This window comes from Nocardia sp. bgisy134 (genome assembly GCF_057708325.1).
On record NZ_JBYIRW010000003.1, the window covers coordinates 145,144 to 162,150 of the forward strand.

14 protein-coding genes and 1 tRNA gene are annotated in these 17,007 nt (G+C 69.4%); 7 read left to right on the forward strand and 8 right to left on the reverse strand.

Annotated elements, in window-relative coordinates; genetic code table 11:
• Positions 1–55: 55 nt before the first annotated feature.
• The 4 genes from AC3ERS_RS07330 to AC3ERS_RS07345 all read right to left on the reverse strand — a co-directional run bounded on the left by AC3ERS_RS07330 (position 56) and on the right by AC3ERS_RS07345 (position 6,445).
• On the reverse strand, positions 56–829 hold the full coding sequence (locus AC3ERS_RS07330) for a nucleoside triphosphate pyrophosphohydrolase (RefSeq protein ID WP_431964807.1): 774 nt from the start codon (positions 827–829) through the stop codon (positions 56–58).
• Positions 826–4,494, reverse strand: coding sequence for a transcription-repair coupling factor (gene mfd / locus AC3ERS_RS07335; protein ID WP_431964809.1), 3,669 nt, complete (start codon positions 4,492–4,494; stop codon positions 826–828). Before mfd ends, AC3ERS_RS07330 begins: the two co-directional genes overlap by 4 nt.
• 507 nt (positions 4,495–5,001) lie before the next feature.
• Positions 5,002–5,649, reverse strand: a complete 648-nt coding sequence (locus tag AC3ERS_RS07340; RefSeq protein WP_431964811.1) for a TetR family transcriptional regulator — start codon at positions 5,647–5,649, stop codon at positions 5,002–5,004.
• Between the two features lie 181 nt (positions 5,650–5,830).
• On the reverse strand, positions 5,831–6,445 hold the full coding sequence (locus AC3ERS_RS07345; RefSeq protein WP_431964813.1) for a TetR/AcrR family transcriptional regulator: 615 nt from the start codon (positions 6,443–6,445) through the stop codon (positions 5,831–5,833).
• 367 nt (positions 6,446–6,812) lie between these two features.
• On the opposite strand from AC3ERS_RS07345, the gene AC3ERS_RS07350 reads away from it, so the two are divergent.
• From AC3ERS_RS07350 to AC3ERS_RS07380, 7 genes are all read left to right on the forward strand, one after another.
• A tRNA-Gln gene (locus AC3ERS_RS07350) sits at positions 6,813–6,883 on the forward strand.
• A gap of 89 nt (positions 6,884–6,972) precedes the next feature.
• A complete protein-coding gene (gene glmU, locus AC3ERS_RS07355; protein WP_431964815.1) occupies positions 6,973–8,463 on the forward strand; it encodes a bifunctional UDP-N-acetylglucosamine diphosphorylase/glucosamine-1-phosphate N-acetyltransferase GlmU in 1,491 nt (496 codons plus the stop codon).
• Entirely contained in the window at positions 8,460–9,440 is a 981-nt protein-coding gene (locus AC3ERS_RS07360) for a ribose-phosphate diphosphokinase (protein WP_431964817.1), read from the forward strand. The genes glmU and AC3ERS_RS07360 overlap by 4 nt, the downstream gene beginning before the upstream one ends.
• Positions 9,441–9,578: 138 nt before the next feature.
• Complete coding sequence (locus tag AC3ERS_RS07365) at positions 9,579–10,379, forward strand: hypothetical protein (protein ID WP_431964819.1); 801 nt, start codon at positions 9,579–9,581, stop codon at positions 10,377–10,379.
• A 76-nt stretch (positions 10,380–10,455) separates the two neighbouring features.
• On the forward strand, positions 10,456–10,740 hold the full coding sequence (locus AC3ERS_RS07370) for a hypothetical protein (protein WP_431964821.1): 285 nt from the start codon (positions 10,456–10,458) through the stop codon (positions 10,738–10,740).
• 136 nt (positions 10,741–10,876) lie between these two features.
• On the forward strand, positions 10,877–11,659 hold the full coding sequence (locus AC3ERS_RS07375) for a hypothetical protein (RefSeq protein ID WP_431964823.1): 783 nt from the start codon (positions 10,877–10,879) through the stop codon (positions 11,657–11,659).
• 28 nt (positions 11,660–11,687) lie between these two features.
• Entirely contained in the window at positions 11,688–12,332 is a 645-nt protein-coding gene (locus tag AC3ERS_RS07380; RefSeq protein WP_431964825.1) for a DUF2461 domain-containing protein, read from the forward strand.
• A 3-nt stretch (positions 12,333–12,335) separates the two neighbouring features.
• Here the strand turns inward: AC3ERS_RS07380 and egtD are convergent, their stop codons facing one another.
• From egtD to egtA, 4 genes are all read right to left on the reverse strand, one after another.
• Complete coding sequence (egtD, locus tag AC3ERS_RS07385; protein ID WP_431964827.1) at positions 12,336–13,307, reverse strand: L-histidine N(alpha)-methyltransferase; 972 nt, start codon at positions 13,305–13,307, stop codon at positions 12,336–12,338.
• A gap of 82 nt (positions 13,308–13,389) precedes the next feature.
• Positions 13,390–14,217, reverse strand: a complete 828-nt coding sequence (egtC, locus tag AC3ERS_RS07390) for an ergothioneine biosynthesis protein EgtC (protein WP_431964829.1) — start codon at positions 14,215–14,217, stop codon at positions 13,390–13,392.
• Positions 14,217–15,557, reverse strand: coding sequence for an ergothioneine biosynthesis protein EgtB (egtB, locus tag AC3ERS_RS07395; RefSeq protein WP_431964831.1), 1,341 nt, complete (start codon positions 15,555–15,557; stop codon positions 14,217–14,219). The genes egtC and egtB overlap by 1 nt, the downstream gene beginning before the upstream one ends.
• 100 nt (positions 15,558–15,657) lie before the next feature.
• On the reverse strand, positions 15,658–16,968 hold the full coding sequence (gene egtA, locus AC3ERS_RS07400) for an ergothioneine biosynthesis glutamate--cysteine ligase EgtA (protein WP_431964833.1): 1,311 nt from the start codon (positions 16,966–16,968) through the stop codon (positions 15,658–15,660).
• Positions 16,969–17,007: the final 39 nt, after the last annotated feature.

Genomic DNA, 17,007 nt, shown 5'->3' on the forward strand with positions numbered 1-17,007 from the left:
GACGCTACCCATCGGATTCGCGCGACCCGCCGGGTTCCAGCGATTCGCGCGTTCGTCAGCGTGGCCAGTAGTGGCGCCAATCCGCAGGGTCGAGTGGGTCGCGGGAGCCGCGGGCGGACTCGGCGGCGTCTTCGGCCGCGCGGATGGCGGCGGCGAAGGACAGGGTGGCCTTGCGGAGGCGTTCTTCGGCGCTGTCGGGGCCGCCGAGGTGGACGACGCGCAGGTCGGGCGGGATCAGGTCGTCGGGGAGGCCTGCTTTGGTGCTGCGGGCGATGATCTTCTCGGCGAGGGCGAGGGCGGGCTGAGCCATGGCGATGCCATCGAGGCAGGAGCGCCGGGACTTCTCGGCGGACTTGCGTTCTTCCCAGGCCCGCTCCTGTGCGGCGATCTTCTCCTCGACGGTGGCGTCGGGGGCGATACCGGAGTCGATCAGGTGCGGGCTGCGGTTGACGAGCTTGGCGACCAGCGCGGCGGCGACGTCGTCGACGGTGAATTCGCCTGCGGCTTCCGCGATTCGGGAGTGGAAGAGCACCTGGAGCAGCAGATCGCCGAGTTCTTCCTTGATGGTCTCGGCATCCGCGTGCTGAATGGCGTCGAGGAGTTCGTAGGTCTCCTCGAGCAGGTAGGGGCGCAGGGAGTCGTGGGTCTGGGTGACCTCCCAGCCACCGAAGTTCCAGAGCCGGTCCATGACCTCGACGGCCCCCGCCAACCCCGCGGCCACCAGTGCTACGTCGCCCGCGGACCGCGACGAATCTCGGCTCTCCGCTGCGCCGTTGCCCGACGCGGAGGGCCCGGGGCCCACCCCGGCGGCGCCGTCCGGAGTACTCATCGAGCCGCCGTCGCCTCGGTGTCCACCGTGAGATCCACTGCCCCCTGCGCCTTTCCGTCCAGCGCGAGCAGCAGGTCGGCGACGAACTGCAACAGCTGCACATCGCGGACCCGATCGGCGCCGACGCTGTCCTCGACCCTGGGCAGCGGCAGTTGCACGACGCCGCTGGCCGCCTTGTAGCCCGCGCTGGGGTAGAGCCGCTTCAACCGCAACTGCTTGGAGTCGGGCAGATTCAGCAGCGGCGAGACCTTCAAAGTCGTTCCGGTGACGGCGATCTCGGTGACGCCGTACTCCCGCGCCACCAGCCGCAGCTTCGCCACCGACACCAGGCGACCCACCTCGACAGGCAGCGGACCGTAGCGGTCGACCAGTTCCTCTATCACCGCGGCGAGGGCCGGATCATCCTGGGCGGCGGCGAGTTTGCGGTACGCCTCCAGGCGGAGCCGATCGCTGGCGATGTAATCGGGCGGGATGTGCGCGTCGACCGGGAGGTCTATGCGGACCTCCTTGACCTCTTCGGTGGTGATCGGCTTGCCGTCCGCCGCGGCGCGATACGCCTCGACGGCCTCGCCGACCAGGCGCACGTACAGGTCGAAGCCGACGCCGGCGACGTGACCGGACTGCTCGGCGCCGAGCACGTTGCCCGCGCCGCGGATCTCCAAGTCCTTCATGGCCACCGCCATGCCCGCACCGAGGTCGGAGTTCTGCGCGATGGTGGCGAGCCGGTCGTAGGCGGTCTCGGTGAGCGGCTTCTCCGGCGGATACAGGAAGTAGGCGTAGCCGCGCTCCCGGCTGCGCCCGACCCGGCCGCGCAGCTGGTGCAGCTGCGAAAGGCCGAGCGCGTCGGCGCGTTCCACGAGCAGGGTGTTGGCATTCGAGATGTCCAGGCCGGTCTCGATGATGGTGGTGCACACCAGCACATCGAACTCGCGCTGCCAGAAGCCCTGCACGGTCTGCTCGAGCATGTCCTCGTTCATCTGGCCGTGCGCGACCACCACCCGCGCCTCCGGCACCAGATCGCGAATCCGCTTGGCCGCCTTGTCGATCGAAGACACCCGGTTGTGCACGTAGAACACCTGGCCGTCGCGCAGCAGCTCGCGGCGGATGGCGGCGGTGACCTGCTTGTCGTTGTACCCGCCGACGTAGGTGAGCACCGGGTGCCGTTCCTCCGGCGGAGTGAGGATGGTCGACATCTCGCGGATGCCCGCCAGGCTCATCTCCAGGGTGCGCGGGATCGGGGTCGCCGACATCGTCAGCACGTCGACGTGCGTGCGCAGCGCCTTGATGTGCTCCTTGTGCTCGACACCGAAGCGCTGCTCCTCGTCGACGATCACCAGGCCGAGGTCCTTCCACCGCACGCCCGTCTGGAGCAGGCGGTGGGTGCCGACCACGATGTCGACCGCGCCGTCGGCCATGCCCTCCAGCACCGCCCGCGATTCGGCGGGATCGGTGAACCGGGACAGACCCTTCACGGTGACCGGGAACCCGGCGACGCGCTCGGTGAACGTCTGCAAATGCTGCTGGGCCAGCAGCGTCGTCGGCACCAGCACGACCACCTGCTTGCCGTCCTGCACCGCCTTGAACGCCGCGCGCACCGCGATCTCGGTCTTGCCGTAGCCGACGTCGCCGCAGACCACGCGGTCCATCGGGACCGGCTTCTCCATATCCGACTTGACCTCGGCGATGGCGGTCATCTGATCGACCGTCTCGGTGAACGCGAACGCGTCCTCCATCTCCTGCTGCCACGGCGTGTCCGCGCCGAACGCGTGCCCCGGTGCCGCCTGCCTGGCTGCGTAGAGCTGCACCAGCTCGCCCGCGATCTCGCGAACGGCCTTGCGCGCCTTGCGTTTCGTGTTCGCCCAGTCGGAGCCGCCCAGCTTGGACAGGCTCGGCATCTCGCCGCCGACATAGCGCGAGAGCTGGTCGAGCGACTCCATCGGCACGAACAACCGGTCGCCGGGCTGGCCACGCTTGCTCGGCGCGTACTCGATGACCAGGTATTCGCGCCGCGCGCCGCCCACGGTGCGCTCGATCATCTCCACGAACCGGCCGATGCCGTGCTGGTCGTGCACCACCATGTCGCCCGCGTTGAGGGCGAGCGGGTCCACCTGATTGCGCCGCTTGGCGGGTAGCCGCTTGCCCTCGGCGGGCGCGGTGACCCGGTTACCGGTCAGATCGGACTCGGCGACCACGACCAGCCCGGCGTCCTCGAACACCAAGCCGTCGTGCAGGGAACCGCACAGCACGCCGACGACGCCCGCGGTCGGCTCCGCGCCCGCGTCCAATGCCGCCGCCGCCACGTCCGCGTCGGCCAACCGCTCCAGCACGCGCTGCGCGGTACCGTGACCGGCCACGACCACCACCGCGCGCCCGCCGGTGGCCACATGCGCGCGTAGCGAGGCGAAGATCGTCGCCACCAATTCGTCGGAGCCACGGGCCGCGGGACCCGCCAGTACCGGAAGCACGACCTCCGCGGGATCGCCCGACTCCAGCGGGCTCAGGCTCCACCACGGCAGGCCGTTCCGGTCGGCACTCTCGTGGATCTCCGGAAGCGCGCGGTAGGAGGAAGCCGCCAGATCGAGCCCGTTCCCGCCGAGCGGCGCGGCGCCGCCGAACGAGGCCGCGGTCCAGGACGCCTCCAGGAACTCCTCCCCGGTGCGCACCAGGTCGGCGGCGCGGGTGCGGATCTTCTCCGGATCGCACAGCAGCACGTGCGTGCCCTCGGCCAGCTGCTCGGTCAGCAACCGCAGCTCACCGGGCTGCAGCACCGGAAGCAGCGCCTCCATGCCGTCCACCGGGATGCCCTCGGCCAGCTTCTCCAGCATCTCGACCAGCGCCGCGTCGGCGGCGTTCGCCTCGGCCACCTCCGCCGCCCGCGCCCGCACCTCGGGGGTGAGCAGCAGCTCCCGGCACGGCGGCGCGACCACCACGTCGACCGGGAGATCGCCGAGCGAGCGCTGGTCGGCGACCGCGAAGGGCCGCAGCTCGGTCACCTCGTCGCCCCAGAACTCGACGCGCACCGGATGGTCGGCCGTCGGCGGGAACAGGTCGAGGATGCCACCGCGCACCGCGAACTCGCCGCGCTTACCCACCATGTCCACCCGGGTGTAAGCGAATTCGACCAGGCGAAGGAGCAATTCGTCGAAATCGAACTCCGCGCCGACCCGCAGCACGATCGGCTCGATGTCGCCGAGCCCGGCCGCCATCGGTTGCATCAGCGAACGCACCGTGGTCACCACCACGCGCAACGGCTCGGGGAACACCGGGTCCGCCCGCCCGTCGCCCGACCACCGCCCCTCATCGAATCGCTCCGCGATGCCGTAGTCCAGGGCGAGCCTGCGCAACACCTCCAGCCTGCGCCCGACCGTGTCCGCGCCCGGCGACAGCCGCTCGTGCGGCAGGGTCTCCCACGACGGGAACTGCGCGACCGTCTCGCCGAGAATCTCCTGCAACTCGACCGTCAGATCGTCGGCCTCCCGGCCCGTCGCCGTCACCACCACCAGCGGCCGCTTGGCCGCCACCGTCGCGGCCACGAACGGGCGCACCGCCGAAGGCGCCACCAACTCGACCGACGACTTCCCGATCAGCTCGGCGACCGTCCGCAGCGCGGCATCCGCTCCGGCCGCCGCGACCAGTCCTTCGAGTGGTGGACGGTGGGTGGACATCGACAACTCCTGAGCTCAAGCGGGTGTTTCGAGCGAACTGAGTCTATTGGCGCGCTGGCGCGCGCGTGTTCGCGGGGCTGTGTTTTCGGCGCGCTGGCGCGCGCGGGGTTCGCGGCCCTTCTTGTCTCGCATCCGAGCGGTCGAGACTCGCGACTACGTCGCATGCGCTTCGACCGCTCGGAAGCGAGACGGCCGCGAACGGGCTCGTAAGACTCGCCCTCGGGGTGGTTGAGAGGGAGAGGAGCGCGCGTTCCGGTCGAAGCGGAAGCTGCGCTCGAGCAGACTTCGGTGTGAACGACCACCGCTGGAGTCGGTGGTTGTGAACCGACTCGGAGCGGGCATCGAGACCGGCGATCGCGGCTTGTCGAGCGCGACGAGCTTCGCGCCGGTAGGGACCCGCTGGTCTGCGCGCGGCGCGGTGGACGGTTCTCCTCATCACACCCGTTGGCACACGCGATCATTGAATTCCCGGCGCGCCTAACGCATTGCGCACCTGCGCTTCCGGCGTTACGGCACGTAGCGGCGCAGGCGGCGGGCGGCGAATTCGCGGAAGTACGAAAGCTTTTCCGGCGGCACGATGGACGGGAGCAGGAAGTACCAAGCCCGCTCCATGCGGGTGGCCATCTGGTCCATCGACTCGGTGCCGACCGCGACGATGTGCACGCCCGCGGTGACCTCTTGCAGTAGCAGGCCGACGACCTCGGGATCGAGGTCGGATTCCAGATCGCCTTGGGCGATGGCACGTTCGGCCAGAAGGCGATACGTGTCACCCCAGGTCTTGGCGATGTTGTCGCCCTGGGCGCCGCGGTAGTCGCCGATCTGGTGGGTGAGCTTGAGCATCGCGCCGACCATCGGATCGTTCATCGACAGGTCGGCCACCACGTACGTGATGCCGATACACGCTTCCAGCGCAGGCACTCTGGGATCGAAGAAGCCCTGGCACGAACTGATCAGTCGCTCGTTGCCCTGATCGACGACGGCGCGCGCCAGTTCTTCCTTCGAACCGAAGTGAAAGTACAAGGCGCCCTTGGTCACGTTGGACTGCGCGATGATCTCGCTCAGGCTCGCATTCGCATATCCCAAGCGCAGAAAGACATCGGCAGCGCCCGCAAGGACGGAATCGCGGGTGATCTCCGCGCGCGCTTGCCTAGCCATCAGATCCGCCTGTCATCCCTAAAACCAGCCATCCTGAAGTAGACCGACATCCCGAAGTAAGACCGACATACCGCCCGAACAGCACCCAGAGGATGGGTGAACCGTACCACCAGGTGGGCGCACGACAGTCAATTCGAGCATTCGGCCGAGCCTCCATCGCAATTCGCTGGTTAACAATCGGTCAGTCCGGCGCGCCCGCGGGCCATTCCGAGCTCAGCTGCGGATCGGCCTCCAGGTGGCTCAGACCGTTCCAACAGAGATTCACCAAATGCGCTGCCACAACCTCTTTGGATGGCTCGCGCACGTCCAGCCACCACGTCGCGGCCGTGGAGACCATACCCACCAAACCCTGTGCGTACAGCGTAGCCAGGCTGGTGTCGAGCTGCCGCCGCTCGAAATCGCCCGCCAAGATGTGCGCGACCTGGTTCACGGCCTCGTTGAGCAGGCTGGAGAAGCGGCCGTCGTCGGTGGTCGCGACCTGGTCGCGCACCAGAATCCGGAAGCCGTCGGTGCGTTCCTCGATATAGGTGAGCAGCGCGAGCGCGACCTGCTCCAGCCGCACCCGCGAACGATTCTGGGTGAGCGAGGAGGTGATCATGTCCAACAGCATCGACATCTCGCGATCGACGACCACCGCGTAGAGGCCCTCTTTGCCGCCGAAGTGTTCGTACACCACGGGTTTGGAGACCTGGGCGCGCTGCGCGATCTCCTCGATCGAGGTCGCGTCGTAACCGCGTTCGGCGAACAGCGCCCTGCCGATCTCGATCAACTGCTGGCGCCGTTGAGTTCCCGTCATCCGCGGACGAGACACGCTGTTCCGCCTCTCCGTGTCAGGTCGCCGGTCGTGAGCGGCTCGCCGGTTCCGCGCCTGGCCACCGAGCTGGCCGTGCCGGGTTCCTGGCGTTCCGGGCGAATTGTCCATATGTTTGCGAAATCAGTCGTTTGCCTGGGGCGTCTGCGGGGTACCACGCCCTCGCGCAAAACCTTACCGCGCGACGCCAACTGTTCCAGACAGCGAGTGCCCCCGAAGTCGTCGGCCGCCCGGCGACCCGCGCCACGCGCGCAGAGGGTGGGTATCGGTTCGACGTGAGCCGGGTCTTCGTGCGAGGATTCAACCCGTGCCGAGGCACAGCGGCGGTTCATCTGGTCCGCCGGTGTGGCGATCCGCCGTAGTGTAATGGCAGCACCTCTGATTTTGGTTCAGATAGTTCAGGTTCGAGTCCTGGCGGCGGAGCACACCGGCACGGTGACTATCGTTGGCCCCGCACATCGCTGACCAAGCAGGTTACAGCCAGCACGATGACAGGCAGCCGAGGGAGATCCATGCCACAGCAGACCGCCGTCGTCGTTCTCGCCGCCGGAGCCGGGACGCGAATGCGGTCGAAGACCCCCAAAGTTCTGCATTCGCTGGCCGGCCGAAGCATGCTCGCGCACGCGCTGCATGCGGCGAACGAGATCGACCCCGCGCACCTCATCACGGTGGTGGGCCACGACAGAGAACAAGTCGGCGCCGCGGTCGCCGCGGTGGCCGCCGAACTCGGCCGCGACATCACCTCCGCCCTGCAGGAGGAGCAGCTCGGCACCGGCCACGCCGTCCAGTGCGCGCTGCGCTCGCTGCCCGACGACTTCACCGGTGACCTGCTCGTCACCTCCGCTGACGTGCCGCTGCTGGACGGGCACACGCTGTCCGCGCTGCTCGACGAGCACCGCAGCTACCCGGAACGTCCCGGCGTCACCGTGCTGACGTTCGTGCCCGAGGACCCGAACGGCTACGGCCGGATCATCCGCGACGCGGACGGTCAGGTCGTCGAGATCGTCGAGCACGCCGACGCCACCCCCGAGCAGGCCGCGATCCACGAGGTCAACTCCGGCGTGTACGCGTTCGACGCCGCGGTGCTGCGCACCATGATCGGCAGGCTGTCCACCGCCAACGCCCAGCACGAGCTGTACCTCACCGACGTGCTGCGGCTGGCCCGCGAGGCCGGGCACCCGGTGCACGGCGCCCGCCTGGTGGACGCGGCCAAGGTCACCGGAGTCAACGACCGGGTGCAGCTCTCGATGGCCGCGCGCACGCTGAACCGCTACATCCTGGAACGCCACATGCGGGCGGGCGTCACCATTCTGGATCCGGCTACCACCTGGGTGGACGCGAGCGTGCGGATCGGCAGGGACGCCGTGCTCCGCCCCGGCGTCCAATTGCTCGGCGCGACGGTGATCGGCGAGGACGCCGAGATCGGACCCGACAGCACGCTCACCGACGTGGTGGTCGGCGACGGCGCGACAGTGGTGCGCACGCACGGCGAGCAGTCCACCGTCGGGCCGGGCGCGGCCATCGGACCGTTCAGCTACCTGCGGCCGGGCACCGTGGTCGGCGACTCCGGCAAGCTCGGCGCCTTCGTGGAGACCAAGAACGCCACCATCGGCGCGCACTCCAAGGTGCCGCACCTCACCTACGTCGGGGACGCGACGATCGGCGAGCACAGCAACATCGGCGCTTCCAGCGTCTTCGTCAACTACGACGGCGTGCGCAAGCATCACACCGTGGTCGGTTCGCACGTGCGCACCGGCAGCGACACCATGTTCGTCGCGCCGGTGACCGTGGGTGACGGCGCTTATACGGCGGCGGGTACTGTACTGCGCAGAAACGTTCCACCGGGTGCGCTCGCGGTATCGGGTGGAGCACAGCGCAATATTGAGAACTGGGTGCAGCGGTACCGGCCGGGGACCGCGGCGGCGATCGCGGCGGCGGCAGCCATCGCGGCCGACGAGATGTCGGGTCAGGCAATCGAGCAAAAGGATGGCAAACAGCAGTGACCGCGTCATGGATCGATAACCAGAAGAACCTGATGCTCTTCGCGGGACGCTCCCATCCTGAGCTGGCCGAGCAGGTCGCCAAGGAACTCGACGTCCACGTCACGCCCCAGATCGCCCGCGATTTCGCCAACGGCGAGACCTTCGTTCGCTTCGAGGAATCCGTCCGCGGTTCGGACGCCTTCGTGCTGCAGAGCTTCCCGGCGCCGGTGAACCAGTGGCTGATGGAACAGCTCATCATGATCGACGCGCTCAAGCGCGGTTCGGCCAAGCGGATCACCGCGGTGCTGCCGTTCTACCCGTACGCGCGCCAGGACAAGAAGCACCGCGGCCGCGAGCCGATCTCGGCCCGCCTGGTCGCCGACATGCTGAAGACCGCGGGCGCGGACCGCATCATCACCGTCGACCTGCACACCGACCAGATCCAGGGCTTCTTCGACGGCCCGGTCGACCACATGCACGCGCTGTTCCAGCTCTCCGAGCACGTGCGCGCCAACTACAGCCTGGACAACATCACCGTGGTCTCGCCCGACGCGGGCCGCGTGAAGGTCGCCGAGAAGTGGGCCGACGCCCTCGGCGGCGCGCCGGTGGCGTTCATCCACAAGACCCGCGACCCGCTGGTCCCCAACCAGGTGAAGTCGCACCGTCCGGTCGGTGACGTGGACGGCCGCACCTGCATCCTGATCGACGACATGATCGACACCGGTGGCACCATCGCCGAGGCCGTGCGCGTGCTGCGCGAGGCGGGCGCGGGCGACGTCGTCATCGCGGCGACGCACGGCGTGCTCTCCTCCCCCGCCGCCGAGCGCCTCACCGCGTGCGGTGCGCGCGAGGTCGTGGTGACCAACACCCTGCCGATCACCGAAGACAAGAAGTTCCCGCAGCTGACGGTGCTGTCCATTGCGCCGCTGCTGGCCCGCACCATCCGCGAGGTCTTCGAGAACGGTTCGGTCACCGGCCTGTTCAACGGCAACGCGTGACGATCTTCTAGCCAACCGACGACGGCCCGGGCTTTGCGCCCGGGCCGTCGTCGTCTCGTCGGCAGGGTGAACGCGCTGGAGATGGTCGGCCGAACGTGATACCCATGTGGGGCAATCGAATACCTAGAGGGGGGCACCGTGACCACGCCGCAGGAACCGCGACCCGGCATCGACTTCGGTAAGGCAGGGGCGCAGGACGACGCCCGTTCGGCGGAGACCCAGGTGTATCAGCCGGGCACGGCGCCGGAGACCCAGGTCTACCAGCCGGGGCAGGGATACGGTGCGGGCACCGCCCCGGAAACGCAGGTGTACCAGCCGGGGCAGGGATACGGTTCCAGCACCGCGCCGGAAACCCAGGTGTACCAACCCGGTTCGGCGAGCGCACCTGAGGTGCCGGCCTATCAGCCGCCGGAACCGCCCGCCTATCAGCCGCCCGCGCCTCCGCAGTATCCGGCCGGTGGCGTCTACGGTTATCCCCCCGTCGACGGCCTTCCCACGGGCACCCCGCCCACGGGCTATCCGCAGCAGCCGAGCCCGTACGACGCACCACCCGCCTACCCCGCCGCTCCCGCGTATCCCCCGGCGCCCGCTTACCCTGCCCCGCCCGCCTATCCGGCCGCACCGGGTTATCCGGCGGCTCCGGCGTACCCGGCCGCTCCGCAGTCCGGCGGCTACGCGCCATATGGGCCTTACGCGCCGACTCAGACGCAGACGCTGTCGATCATCAGCTTCGTCTGCCTCGGCCTGAGTCTGATCGGAACCGCGCTCTGCTTCTTCCCCATCCTGCTCACCGGACCCGCGGGCATCATTCTCGGCTTCGTCGGTCACTCGAAGGGTGAATCGCTCGGCAAATGGGCGGCCATCGCGAACGCCGTCGTGCTGGTGCTGGCGATCCTGCTGGTCGTGTTCGTGATCGGAATCGCGAGCGTCTCGTCCTGACGCGCGCTCGCCGCTCCGCGAATTCCTGGCGTCGAGTTGGCCCCGCCCCGGGACCGGCGGGACGATACTGGGACCCATGAACCGCGACCCGCTGGACATGGGAGACGACGAACAGGAAGACGAGATCCGCGCATACGAGCGCTATATCGAGAACCCGCCCGAGAACCTCACCATCCGCGACCGGGAGAGCGAGGACGACGGCAGGCTCGGCATCGGTGAGGACCTCGACCAGCGCTGGACCAGCCGCCGTCAGCGCGCCGAAGACGCGGCCGAATCCACGCTGCCCGCCGAGGAGGCGGCGATGGGGATCATCGAGGATTCCGATTTGGAGAATTCCGATCTGGAGGATTCCGATTCCTGAGTCACTGCTCGGCCGTGCGCGCGGGGCAGAGGACGGACTACACCCGCCCGTCAGGCGTACCTGCGCCTTTCGGTGATAGAACTCGATCACGTGGTACCCGGGGGTTGGCGAGGCGAACACGACCAGGAGGCCGCTGATGACCACACCGAAGAATCCCGACGAGTCGTCCGAGACACCGCCGACCGGCAGCGCACCGCAGTCGGGGCAGGAATCCGCGACCCCGCCCTCGCTGTCGAAGAAGGCGGAGGAACCCCAGCCGACGGGCACCGAATGGGCGACGCCCGCATCGTCCGAGCAGTTCCCCGGCGAGACGACCCAGCCGTCGAAGCGGTCCCCGGGCGGCGGGGAGTCCTCGTCGTCCGGTAGCGCGGCGGAACCGCCCGTGACGGGCGCGGCACCGCAGTCGACCGGGCCGGAGGGCTGGAATCAGCCGGGAGCGGGTCAGCCCGAGTACCCGTCCGGCGGACAGCCCGGCTATCCCTCAGGCGAACAGCCTCCCTATCCCGGTTCCGGCCAGTACCCCGGCGCCGGTCAGTCCGGCTATCCACCCGGCGGCCAAGCCGATTACCCCGCGGCGCAGCCCCAGCCCCCGTACGGGCAGCAGCCCCCGTACGGCGGCGGCTACCCGCAGGGCGGCTACCCTTCCTACCCGCAGCAGGGCCAGCCCTACGACACCGGGCAGCCGCGCAAACCCGGCACCCAGACCATGTCGATCATCGGCTTCGTCTGCGCCGCGCTGGCGCTGTTCCTGTGCCCGATCCTGTTCGGCCCGGCCGGGATCGTGTTCGGCATCCTCGGCCACAACAAGGGCGAGCCGCTGGGCCGCTGGGCCGCCATCGCCTCCGGTGTCGCGCTGGTCGCCGGACTCATCCTGAGCTTCGTCGTGCTGAACACCGAGATGGTCCCCGACCAGAATTGAGTCGGTGTCCCGTCGTAAGTTCTCGGCTATGAGTGGTTTCGGTGGGTTTCCGTTGGTCGGGCTGGATTTCTACGAGGACCTGGAGGCCGACAACTCCAAGACGTTCTGGAACGCGCACAAGGCCGTGTACGAGGAGTCGGTGCGCGCGCCGATGGTCGCGCTCACCGCGGAGCTGGAAGCCGATTTCGGATCCGCGAAGATCTTCCGCCCCTACCGCGACGTGCGCTTCGCCAAGGACAAGTCCCCGTACAAGACCGCGCAGGGCGCGGTGGTCGGCACCGCGCCGGGCGTCGGCTGGTACGTGCAGATCAGCGCCGCCGGGCTCTTCGTCGGCGGCGGTTTCTACTCCGGGTCGCCCGCGCAGGTCGCGCAGTTGCGCACGTCGATCGACGACGACGTGCGCGGCCCCGAGCTCGAGAAGATCCTCGCCAAGCTGACCAAGGCGGGCTTCACCATCGGTGGGGAGAAGCTCAAGACCAAGCCCAAGGGCTACGACGCGGACCACCCGCGCCTCGATCTGCTGCGCCACAAGTCCCTGACCAGCAGCCGCCAGTTCGGCGCCCCCGAATGGCTGGAGACGCCACGCGCGGCGACGGAAGTGCGCAAGGCCTGGGAGACGATGCGGCCGTTCATCGATCGGCTGACCGCGATCGTCGGCCCGGCGAACGCGTAGGGGTCAGATCCGCGCCGCGAGCACCAAGGCGAAGCGGTCGTCGGGATCGGTCCACACCCGCTCGGTGCGGAAACCCGCGGCCGCGAGTTCGGCGTCGAGTCCGTCGACCCGGAACTTCGCGGAGATCTCCGTGCGCAGCTGCTCGCCGCGCGCGAAGTGCACCGTGAGGTCGAGGTCGGCGACGGTGACGGTCATGTCCTCGGTCGCCGCCAGCCGCATCTCGATCCACTCGCGCTCGGCGTCCCACAGCGCGACGTGCGTGAACTTCTCGGGCTCGAAGTCCGCGCGCAGCCGCTGGTTGAGCACGTGCAGGACGTTCCGATTGAACTCGGCGGTGACCCCGGCGGCATCGTCGTAGGCGGGTACGAGCACCTCGGGTTCGATGACCAGCCCGGCGCCGAGCAGCAGCTGCTCACCCGGCTCGAGCACCTCCCGTATGCCCGCGAGGAATTCGGCGCGCTCGTCGGGGACCAGATTGCCGATGGTGCCGCCGAGGAAGGCGATCATGCGGCGACCGCCGCCAGGCAGGTTGTGCAGCGTGTCGGTGAAATCGCTGACCACGCCGTGTACGGCCAGCCTGGGGAACTCCGCGGCGACCTGTTCGGCCGCCGCCCGCAGCGCCGCTGACGAGACATCCTGCGGCACATAGGTCTTCAACGGTCCCTCGGCGCTCAACGCGGAGAGCAACAGGCGGGTCTTGGCCGCCGAGCCCGCGCCCAGTTCGACGAGGACCTCGGCTTGCGCTGTCCGCGCGATGTCGTCGACGACCCGTTCCAGCAGCGCGCGTTCGGTGCGCGTCGGATAGTACTCGGGCAGCTCGGTGATGCGTTCGAACAGTTCGCTGCCGCGGGCGTCGTAGAACCATTTGGGCGGCAGCCACTTCGGATCGGCGGTCAGTCCGCTTCTGGCGTCGGATCGCAGTGCTGCGGTCAGATCGTCGTCGGATAGGTAGACATCCAGCGTCGGTGCGGTCATTGTGTAGGCCTTTCGGTATCGCTGGTTCGGGGGTCGGAAGGCGCGGGCCGGATGGGAAGGGCTTTCGCGGCTTCGCGATCGGTCAGACGGAGTCGTCGGGCGGGGTCAGTTCTTCGATCGAGAGCACGCCGGGCCTGGCGTACACCAGTTTCCGGTCGGGGATCGGCTGCCAGCGCGGGTCGTCGTCGTACGGTTCGGAGGAAAGGATCGCCACGTCGTCGGTGACCAGCGCGGACAGCGCGTGGTGCACCGTGGTGGCCCACACCTGCTCGCCGTCGCCGATCAGCAGGTTGAGCCGGGCCGTCGGCATATGCCGCAGCACGGCGGCGACCAGCAGGCGCAGCGCGGTCGCCGGAGAACTCGCGTAGCCGCCGGATTCCGCGGAGCGCAACAGGTCTCGCAGCAGCACCCACAGCGCCGCGGCATCGGTGATCGATTCGACCTCGAGCAGCCGCGCCGTTTCGAACAGGCGGGTCGCACCGGCGCGGGTCGCGGCCACGTCCAGATCCGACATGACCGCGGTCAGCACCCGCCGCCATTCCGGGACCGCGCCGTTGTGGCTGAACGCCCAGCGTCCGTCGGTGAATGGCGCGCACGCGGCCCGTTCGATGGGCATACCCACCGTGGCCGATCTGATCGAACCGAGCACCGCGCCCGACACCAATTGGGGCAGTACCTCTTCCACGGCCGGATCGGTCCAGATGGGGTCGGCGTTGCGGTAGCGGCTCGCCTCCGGCGCGCCCCCCGCGCCGTCGCGCCACCACGCGACACCGAAGCCGTCGGCGTTGATGGCGCCGCCTTCGCGCATGTCCTTCGGCGCCCACGCCTGGGTGCGCAGGGAATGCGTACCGCGAGTGAGCAATTCGCCCACGGACGTCGGCGGGCCGACATAGCCCAGGTGACGGCACATCAGATCTCGTCCCGGCCCAGGTCGCGCGCGAGGCGGAAGCCGGAGAAGATCTGGCGGCGGATCGGGTGATCCCAGTTGCGGAAGGTGCCGCGGCAGGCCACCGGGTCGGTGCCGAACGAACCGCCGCGCAGCACGCGGTAGTCACCGCCGAAGAACACCTCGGAATACTCCCGGTACGGGAACGCGCGGAAGCCGGGGTAGGGCTCGAAGCCCGAAGAGGTCCACTCCCAGACATCGCCGATCAGCTGGTGCACGCCCGCGGGCGAGGCGCCCGCCGGGTACGCGCCGACCTCGGCCGGTTCGAGATGGCGTTGTCCGAGATTGGCTGTGGCGGAGTCGGGTTCGGCGTCGCCCCAGGGGTAGCGGCGGGTGGCGCCGGTGTCCGGGTCGTACCGCGCGGCCTTCTCCCACTCGGCCTCGGTGGGCAGCCGCTTGCCCGCCCACTGGGCGTATGCCTCGGCCTCGAACCAGCAGACGTGCAGCACCGGCTGGTGCGGCCGCAGCGGGGCCATCACGCCGAAAACCCTTCGCCACCAGTGCCCGGCCGGATCGCGATCCCAGAACTGGGGCGCGACCAGTCCGGCCTCGACGCGGTGCGCCCAGCCGCGCTCGGACCACAGCTCGGGGCGCTCGTAGCCGCCGTCCTCGACGAAAGCCAGGTACTGCTCGTTGGTGACCGGCGCGGCGTCGATCGCGAAGGCGGGCAGCCGCACCGGGTGCGCGGGGCGTTCGTTGTCCAGCGCCCACGGATCGGTGGAGGTGCCCATGGTGAACTCGCCCGCCGGAATGATCACCTCGCCCGAGACCCGGACGGCCGCCGCCGGAGCGCTCGGCGCGGTGAGCACCGCGGGCCCCGTCCGCAGCTGATGGGTGGCCAGCATGGTCTCGTCGTGCTGCTGCTCGTGCTGGGCGATCATGCCGAACGCGAAACCGCCGTCCACCAACTGGTTTCCACGCAACGCGCTGGTGTCGAGCACGTCGAGCACCTTGTCGCGGACGGTGCCGACGTAGCCGCGGGCCTCGGTCGGATTCAGCAGCGGCAGTTCGGGGCGATTGACCCGCTTGTGTTTGAAGGCGTCGTAGAGCTCGTCGATATCGGCGCGGACGGGGTCGCGCCCGCCCACGTCGCGCACCAGCCACAGCTCTTCCTGGTTGCCGATGTGCGCGAGATCCCAGACCAGCGGACTCATCAGCCGGGAATGCTGGGCGACGAGTTCGGCCTCGTCGACGACGTCGGTCAGGCCGAGGGTCCTGGCGCGTGCGGTGGTGAGCACCTCGGCGATCCGGTCGCGGAGTCGCTCGGTGCCCGAATGGTCGGTGGGGGCAGAAGAAGTGGTCACGGTAACGCTCTCCGGGCGGTAGTGCGGCAGGACGGACCGGACACGCCGCGGCCTCGTCGAATGATGCTGTGCGCGTGGTCGTTACACGCTGCTGGTTGATTCACGACGCGGCCTCCACCCGAGCATCGGTCGGAGTGCGGCCGCGACGACATCGTTGCGAGGCGTCGTCGAGTTCACGAGCCGCCGACCGCGTGCGGGCGTGCGCGGCGGCGAGGGCGAGCAGGTCGACGGCCACCTTCCCGATCTCGGCGTCGGCCAGACCGTAGCGGGCCGCCTGCAACCACCGGCCCGCAACGGGCGCGGCCAGCGCCGTCGCCTCGGCGACCACCGCGGGTGCGGACAGCAGCGCGTCGATGGCGTGAACCGGCACCGTCCAGGTGTCGCCCGGCTGCGCGTCCAGGTAGCGGACCTCCAGGTGCCCCGAGGCGCGGACCGGCGGGAACAAGGTGGTCAGGTGGTAGTCGAGGTCGGCGATGTCGGGGCGGCGGCCGATCTCGTCGTCCAGCGCGCCGGACAGCCAGTCGCCGAAGGTCGCGCCCGGTGGGGCCGCCCATCCGAGACCGTCGCCGTTCGCGGCCGCGTCGGGTCTGCGCACGCACAACAGCGGCACGTCGAGCGCCCAGCGGCCGTAGGCGGCCACGGGGTCGGACCACTCCTGCACCGGCGGGCGGGTCCTGGCGTTGTCGAGGCGGAGCCAGGCGCGCATCCGCTGCGAGGCCCAGGCACCGTCGGGTGCGCCGTGGAGCGAAGGGGAACAGGCGAAGGCGGCGACAAGGGCCGGGCCCATGGCATACAGCGCGGTCCACCGGGCGGTGACCTCGGCGCGGTCGGCGCCCGCGTCGACGCTGACCTGGGCGGCCGCGGTGTTGCACATCATCAGCTTGCCGAAGGGGCCGATGCCGCCGAATGACTGCTCCATGGCGCGGTAGCGGGGCAATTGCAACACCCGCTTCGGGCGGCGGTCCGCGTCGGCGGCGAGCGAAAGGATTCGGATGCACTGGGTTTCGAGCAACTCGCGCAGGTAGCGGGCATCGTCGACAAGGCGCTCGCACAGTTCGGCGGCGGCGGCATACGGTGCGCTGGAGAGTTCGATCTGACCGCCGGGTTCGAGAGTGACCCGGCTTCCCCCCGGCAGCGGTAGCGCGGGCGAATCGGGGGTGATGGACCGCGGAGCGTACGGTCCGAGGGCGGCTGCGAAGGCAGACAGCTGCGGGCGTGGCCCTGCCGCGGGCCCGGACGCCGAACACTCACCCTGCACGGTGAGCCATTCGAGCTCGGCGCCGATCAGCGTCGGTGGCCCCAACTTGAAGCAGACGCCGCCCACATAGGCCTCGGCGGCCGCACGCGTGGACAGATCGCCGGGCTCGATGGCTTGCCTGGCTGATTCCGGATGTTCGAGCATGGCCGCCATGCCAACCTCCACCTGAGTTCGTGCGCGGGCCGGACATCC

What these genes read in the sequence shown, in the direction of transcription:
- AC3ERS_RS07330 (WP_431964807.1), bottom strand. Translation starts at nt 829, where the DNA reads ATGAGTACTCCGGACGGCGCCGCCGGGGTGGGCCCCGGGCCCTCCGCG.
- mfd (WP_431964809.1), bottom strand. Translation starts at nt 4,494, where the DNA reads ATGTCCACCCACCGTCCACCACTCGAAGGACTGGTCGCGGCGGCCGGA.
- AC3ERS_RS07340 (WP_431964811.1), bottom strand. Translation starts at nt 5,649, where the DNA reads ATGGCTAGGCAAGCGCGCGCGGAGATCACCCGCGATTCCGTCCTTGCG.
- AC3ERS_RS07345 (WP_431964813.1), bottom strand. Translation starts at nt 6,445, where the DNA reads ATGACGGGAACTCAACGGCGCCAGCAGTTGATCGAGATCGGCAGGGCG.
- glmU (WP_431964815.1), top strand. Translation starts at nt 6,973, where the DNA reads ATGCCACAGCAGACCGCCGTCGTCGTTCTCGCCGCCGGAGCCGGGACG.
- AC3ERS_RS07370 (WP_431964821.1), top strand. Translation starts at nt 10,456, where the DNA reads ATGAACCGCGACCCGCTGGACATGGGAGACGACGAACAGGAAGACGAG.
- AC3ERS_RS07375 (WP_431964823.1), top strand. Translation starts at nt 10,877, where the DNA reads ATGACCACACCGAAGAATCCCGACGAGTCGTCCGAGACACCGCCGACC.
- AC3ERS_RS07380 (WP_431964825.1), top strand. Translation starts at nt 11,688, where the DNA reads ATGAGTGGTTTCGGTGGGTTTCCGTTGGTCGGGCTGGATTTCTACGAG.
- egtD (WP_431964827.1), bottom strand. Translation starts at nt 13,307, where the DNA reads ATGACCGCACCGACGCTGGATGTCTACCTATCCGACGACGATCTGACC.
- egtC (WP_431964829.1), bottom strand. Translation starts at nt 14,217, where the DNA reads ATGTGCCGTCACCTGGGCTATGTCGGCCCGCCGACGTCCGTGGGCGAA.
- egtA (WP_431964833.1), bottom strand. Translation starts at nt 16,968, where the DNA reads ATGGCGGCCATGCTCGAACATCCGGAATCAGCCAGGCAAGCCATCGAG.